Below are 6,136 nucleotides of genomic sequence, written 5' to 3' on the forward strand. Positions count from 1 at the left end.
AATACGCGGTATCACGCGCACCCGGGCGGCGCCTGGCGCCCAAGCCTTACAATATCGGATTCGCCGATTGTACCTATCCCGGCTGCCGCCAAGCGCGGCGCCATGCCGGTGCCTGCTGTTTCCATCATGTTGACGCTGTCCGATTTCGACTTTCCCCTGCCGCCCGAACTGATCGCACAAAGCGCCCTGCCCGACCGCAGCGCCAGCCGGCTGCTGGTGGTCGAACGGCTGGCGCCCGGCGAGCAGGCCGACGCGATCCGGCTGGTCGACCGCGCTTTCAGCGACATCATCGACTACCTGCGCCCCGACGACCTGCTGGTCTTCAACGACACCCGCGTGATCAAGGCCCGCTTTTTCGGCCAGAAGGCCAGCGGCGGCAAGATCGAAGTGCTGGTCGAGCGCGTGCTGGACAGCCATACCGTGCTGGCCCAGGTGCGCGCCTCCAAGACGCCGCCCGAGGGCAGCAAGCTGCGCCTGGCCGAAGATGCCTTCGAAGTCACCGTGGGCCCGCGCGTCGACCAGTTCTTCACGCTGCGCTTCCCCGCGCCCGCGCTGGACCTGATCGAGCAGTACGGCCGACTGCCGCTGCCGCCCTATATCACGCACGATCCCGACGCGTACGACGAAACCCGCTACCAGACTGTCTATGCCCGCAACCCGGGCGCGGTGGCGGCGCCGACCGCCGGCCTGCATTTCGACGACGCGCTGTTCGCCCGGCTCGACGCCGCCGGCGTGCGCCGCGCCTTCCTGACGCTGCATGTGGGCGCCGGCACCTTCCAGCCCGTGCGCACCGAGAACCTGGCCGAGCACAAGATGCACTCGGAGTGGTATGCCATTTCCCCGGGGCTGGCGCAGGCCGTCAATGACACCCATGCCCGCGGCGGCCGCGTGATCGCCGTCGGCACCACCTCGCTGCGCGCGCTCGAATCGGCCGCGCGGCCGGACGGCACGCTTGCCGCCGGCAGCGGCGACACCGATATCTTCATCACGCCGGGCTACCAGTTCCGCCTGGTCGATGCCCTGATCACCAACTTCCACCTGCCCAAGTCGACCCTGCTGATGCTGGTGTCGGCGCTGGCCGGCGTGGAAGCCATCCGCGCCGCCTACCGCCACGCGGTCGAGGCACGCTACCGTTTCTTCAGCTACGGCGACGCCATGCTGCTGACCCGCCAGCCCGCCGCCAGCCCCGAGGCCTGAACCGAACCCGCCATGCTCAATTTCGAACTCATCACCACCGACGGCAACGCCCGCCGCGGCCGCATCACCCTGAACCACGGCGTGGTCGAGACGCCCATCTTCATGCCGGTGGGCACCTATGGCTCGGTCAAGGCCATGTCGCCGCTCGAACTGAACGAGATCGGCGCGCAGATCATCCTGGGCAACACCTTCCACCTGTGGCTGCGCCCCGGGCTGGAGGTGGTGAACGCCCACGACGGCCTGCACCGCTTTGTCGGCTGGGACAAGCCGATCCTGACCGATTCCGGCGGCTTCCAGGTGTTTTCGCTCGGTGATCTGCGCAAGATCACTGAAGATGGCGTCACGTTCGCGTCGCCGATCAATGGCGACAAGCTCTTCCTGTCGCCCGAGATCTCGATGCAGATCCAGCGCACGCTGAACTCGGACATCGTCATGCAGTTCGACGAATGCACGCCCTACGAGATCGACGGCCGCCCCGCCACGCACGAAGAAGCCGCCAGGTCGATGCGCATGAGCCTGCGCTGGGCCAAGCGCTCGCGCGACGAGTTCGAGCGGCTGGCCAACCCGAACGCGCTGTTCGGCATTGTCCAGGGCGGCATGTTCGAAGACCTGCGCGATGAGTCGCTGGCCGGCCTGTCCGAGCTGGGTTTCCACGGCTTTGCCATCGGCGGCCTGTCGGTGGGCGAGCCCAAGGAAGACATGATGCGGGTGCTGGAGCATGTGGCGCCGCGCCTGCCAGCCGACAAGCCGCACTACCTGATGGGCGTGGGCACGCCGGAAGACCTGGTGGCCGGCGTGGCGGCCGGGGTGGACATGTTCGACTGCGTCATGCCGACCCGCAATGCCCGCAACGGCTGGCTGTTCACGCGCTTTGGCGACGTCAAGATCAAGAACGCGGCCCACCGCAACGACCCGCGCCCGCTGGACGAGAGCTGCGCCTGCTATACCTGCCGCAACTTCTCCCGCGCTTACCTGCACCACCTGCACCGCGTGGGCGAAATCCTGGGCGCGCGGCTGAACACGATCCACAATCTCCACTACTACCTGCAGCTGATGCGCGAAGTGCGCGAGGCCATCGAGCACCACCGCTTCGATGCCTTCCGCCGCCAGTTCGCAGCCGACCGGGCGCGTGGCACGCAGTAATTCCCGGGTATCGCGAACTTTCCGGCCCTGCCCGGTCGAATACGCGGGTCTGCCGCATGCGGCTTCCGGCATCTGCCGGGAGTCGGCCGGAAAGCACCCGAACAAACCCGGATTCCGCCCTAGAATGCCAGATCAGGCAAAGTGCGGATGGTAGAATGATCGATTAATTGACTGACTTTTGTGACGGAGAAGCGACGTGCTGATTTCTAACGCATTTGCCCAGACTGCCGGTGCCGGCGGCGCGGCGGGCGGCCTGATGAGCTTTCTGCCCATCATCCTGATGTTTGCGGTGCTGTGGTTCATCATGATCCGCCCGCAGATGAAGCGCCAGAAAGAAAGCAAGGCCATGCTGGAAGCCCTCGCCAAGAACGACGAAGTCGTGACGGCCGGCGGCATTCTCGGCAAGGTGACCAAGGTGACCGACCAGTACGTCAGCCTGGAAATCGCCGAAGGCACCGAGATCACCGTGCAGAAGAACGCCGTGACGACGGTCCTGCCGAAGGGCTCGCTGAAGTCGCTCTGATCGCCGCGCGACACCGCCCTTTGTCTTTTCCGGCATGCCCCTTTGCGCATGCCCTGGCAGCCGCCTGATCCAGCCCGAGGACCGCATCCGGTTCCTTTCTGTGGCTGCCAGGCGGCTGTTTGCCAACCGGTTCGGCCGCGCCGATGTGCCGCTGACGCCTCCGCCGGCCCCGCCAACCGAAGAATGACTGGCCAGAGATGAATCGTTATCCGCTTTGGAAATACCTCGTGATCCTGGTGGCCCTGGCCATCGGCATCACCTATACCTTGCCGAACTTCTTCGGCGAGGCGCCTGCCGTACAGGTATCGTCGGGCAAGGCTACCGTCAAGGTCGACCTGAGCATGCAGAAGCATGTCGAAGAAATCCTGGCGCAGAACCAGCTGCAGCCGGACGGCATCTTCTTCGATCTCGCCGGCCAGTCCGGCTCGGTCAAGGCGCGTTTCCGCACCACCGACGAGCAGCTCAAGGCCAAGGACGTCCTCTCGCGCTCGCTCAACCCTGACGCGAACGATCCCACCTATGTCGTCGCGCTGAACCTGCTGTCCGGTTCGCCGCGCTGGCTGACCGCGCTGCACGCCCTGCCCATGTACCTGGGCCTGGACCTGCGCGGCGGCGTGCACTTCCTGCTGCAGGTGGACATGAAGGGCGCCGTCGACAAGAAGCTCGACAGCCTCTCGGGCGATGCCCGCACGCTGCTGCGCGACAAGAGCATCCGCCACGGCGGCATCGACCGCGACGGCGACAAGCTGACGGTCCGCTTCAACAACGCCGACGAGGCCGGCCGCGCGCGTGCCGTGCTGGCCGACAACCTGCGCGAACTGTCGTTCGCCATGGACGGCACCAACGTGGTCGGCACCTTCACCGACGCCGCCCGCAAGGCCGTGCAGGACGCCGCCGTCAAGCAGAACATCACCACCCTGCACAACCGCGTGAACGAGCTTGGCGTGGCCGAGCCGGTGATCCAGCAGCAAGGCTCTGACCGCATCGTGGTGCAACTGCCCGGCGTGCAGGACACCGCCAAGGCCAAGGACATCATCGGCCGCACCGCCACGCTGGAAGCCCGCCTGGCCGATCCCGACGCCCCGCGCAACCCGCGTCCGGGCGACCCGATCCCGTTCGGCAGCGAACTCTTCACGCAGGGCAATGGTGCCCCGGTCGTGCTGAAGAAGCAGGTGATCTTCACCGGCGACCGCATTGAAAGCGCATCGGCCGGCTTCGACCAGAACCAGCGCCCGTCAGTCAACATCAAGCTCGACGCCCAGGGTGGCCGCGTGCTGCGCGACGTCTCGCGCGAGAACATCGGCAAGCCGATGGGCATCGTGCTGTTCGAAAAGGGCAAGGGCGAAGTGCTGACGGTGGCGACGATCCAGTCCGAACTGGGCTCCAGCTTCCAGATCACCGGCTCCTACTCCACCGAAGCCGCCAACGACCTGGCACTGCTGCTGCGCGCCGGCTCGCTGGCCGCGCCGATGGAGATCATCGAAGAACGCACCATCGGCCCGTCGCTGGGCGCCGACAACATCCAGAAGGGCTTTGATTCGGTCGCCTACGGCTTTGGCGCGATCGCCGTCTTCATGATGCTGTACTACATGCTGTTCGGCATGTTCTCGGTGGCTGCGCTGGGCATCAACCTGCTGCTGCTGATCGCGGTGCTGTCGATGCTGCAGGCCACGCTGACGCTGCCGGGCATCGCCGCTATCGCGCTGGTGCTGGGCATGGCCATCGACGCCAACGTGCTGATCAACGAGCGAATCCGCGAGGAACTGCGCGGCGGCGCCTCGCCGCAGATGGCCATCGCGGTCGGCTTCGACCGCGCCTGGGCGACCATCCTCGACTCGAACGTGACCACGCTGATCGCCGGCCTGGCACTGCTGGCCTTCGGTTCGGGCCCGGTGCGCGGCTTTGCCGTGGTGCACTGCCTGGGCATCCTGACCTCGATGTTCTCGGCGGTATTCTTCAACCGCGGCCTGGTCAACCTCTGGTACGGCCGCAAAAAGAAGCTGCAGAGCGTCGCCATCGGCCAGATCTGGAAGCCGGGCAACGCCACCGACACGCCGGTCGCCAAGTAAGGCACGAGGCTGCCGCCGCACGAAGCCCGGGCCGCGGCAGCCGATCAGCAGAACGATTAGCAGAACAATCAGCAGTACGAAACAGGATTCAACATGGAATTCTTCCGCATCCGGCGCGACATTCCGTTCATGAAGCACGCGTTGGTCTTCAACGTGATCTCCTTCCTGACGTTTGCCGCCGCTGTGTTCTTCCTCTGGCACAAGGGCCTGCACCTGTCGATCGAGTTCACCGGCGGCACGGTGATGGAGGTCAACTACCAGCAGGCGGCCGATCTGGAAAAGATCCGCGGCCAGGTGGGCAAGCTCGGCTACACCGACGTGCAGGTGCAGAACTTCGGCACCTCGCGCGACGTGATGATCCGCCTGCCGCTGCAGAAGGGCCCGGACGGCAAGCCCGTCACCTCGGCCCAGCAGAGCGAGCAGGTCATGGGCGCGCTGCAGGCCGCCACGCCTGAGGTCAAGCTCCAGCGCGTGGAGTTCGTCGGCCCGCAGGTGGGCAAGGAACTGGCCACCGACGGCCTGCTGGCACTGCTGTGCGTGGTGGTCGGCATCGTGATCTACCTGTCGTTCCGCTTCGAATGGAAGTTCGCGGTGGCGGGTATCATCGCCAACCTGCACGACGTGGTGATCATCCTGGGCTTCTTTGCCTTCTTCCAGTGGGAATTCTCGCTGTCGGTGCTGGCGGCGGTGCTGGCGGTGCTGGGCTACTCGGTGAACGAATCGGTGGTGATCTTCGACCGGGTGCGCGAGAACTTCCGCAAGTACCGCAAGATGACCACGCACGAGATCATCGACAACGCGATCACCAGCACCATCTCGCGGACCATCATCACCCACGGCTCGACCCAGATGATGGTGCTGTCGATGTTCTTCTTCGGCGGCCCGACGCTGCACTACTTCGCCCTGGCGCTGACGGTCGGTATCCTGTTCGGTATCTACTCGTCGGTGTTCGTGGCGGCGGCGCTGGCGATGTGGCTGGGCGTGAAGCGCGAGGACCTGGTCAAGGGCGACAAGAAGTCCGGCGACTCCAGCGATCGCAACGACCCCAACTTCGGCGCGCAGGCCTGACGGCTTGCGTGGCACCAACGAAAAAGGCACCCTCGGGTGTAATGCCGTTCAGTTAAGCGCTGAACGGCATTTTTCGTTGTTAGCCGCAGAAGCAGTTGTAAACCGTGAGCCGCAATGTTAACTTTGCGGCGCCGTG

5 protein-coding genes are annotated in these 6,136 nt (G+C 65.4%); all 5 read left to right on the forward strand.

Going from position 1 to position 6,136, the window contains the following annotated elements; genetic code table 11:
• The first annotated feature begins 126 nt into the window (after positions 1 to 126).
• The 5 genes from queA (at position 127) to secF (ending at position 6,000) form a co-directional block, all read left to right on the forward strand.
• Positions 127 to 1,197, forward strand: coding sequence for a tRNA preQ1(34) S-adenosylmethionine ribosyltransferase-isomerase QueA (gene queA, locus RM96_RS06890; protein WP_039009154.1), 1,071 nt, complete (start codon positions 127 to 129; stop codon positions 1,195 to 1,197).
• A gap of 12 nt (positions 1,198 to 1,209) precedes the next feature.
• Entirely contained in the window at positions 1,210 to 2,340 is a 1,131-nt protein-coding gene (tgt, locus tag RM96_RS06895) for a tRNA guanosine(34) transglycosylase Tgt (RefSeq protein ID WP_039009104.1), read from the forward strand.
• 196 nt (positions 2,341 to 2,536) lie between these two features.
• On the forward strand, positions 2,537 to 2,863 hold the full coding sequence (gene yajC, locus RM96_RS06900) for a preprotein translocase subunit YajC (protein ID WP_039009108.1): 327 nt from the start codon (positions 2,537 to 2,539) through the stop codon (positions 2,861 to 2,863).
• A gap of 197 nt (positions 2,864 to 3,060) precedes the next feature.
• Positions 3,061 to 4,932: a protein translocase subunit SecD gene (gene secD / locus RM96_RS06905; RefSeq protein WP_039009110.1), complete on the forward strand. Its 1,872-nt coding sequence runs from the start codon at positions 3,061 to 3,063 to the stop codon at positions 4,930 to 4,932.
• Between the two features lie 93 nt (positions 4,933 to 5,025).
• Entirely contained in the window at positions 5,026 to 6,000 is a 975-nt protein-coding gene (secF, locus tag RM96_RS06910; RefSeq protein WP_039009112.1) for a protein translocase subunit SecF, read from the forward strand.
• Positions 6,001 to 6,136: the final 136 nt, after the last annotated feature.

It is taken from the genome of Cupriavidus sp. IDO, assembly GCF_000812465.1.
Classification (GTDB): domain Bacteria; phylum Pseudomonadota; class Gammaproteobacteria; order Burkholderiales; family Burkholderiaceae; genus Cupriavidus.

What these genes read in the sequence shown, in the direction of transcription:
- secD (WP_039009110.1), top strand. Translation starts at nt 3,061, where the DNA reads ATGAATCGTTATCCGCTTTGGAAATACCTCGTGATCCTGGTGGCCCTG.
- queA (WP_039009154.1), top strand. Translation starts at nt 127, where the DNA reads ATGTTGACGCTGTCCGATTTCGACTTTCCCCTGCCGCCCGAACTGATC.
- secF (WP_039009112.1), top strand. Translation starts at nt 5,026, where the DNA reads ATGGAATTCTTCCGCATCCGGCGCGACATTCCGTTCATGAAGCACGCG.
- tgt (WP_039009104.1), top strand. Translation starts at nt 1,210, where the DNA reads ATGCTCAATTTCGAACTCATCACCACCGACGGCAACGCCCGCCGCGGC.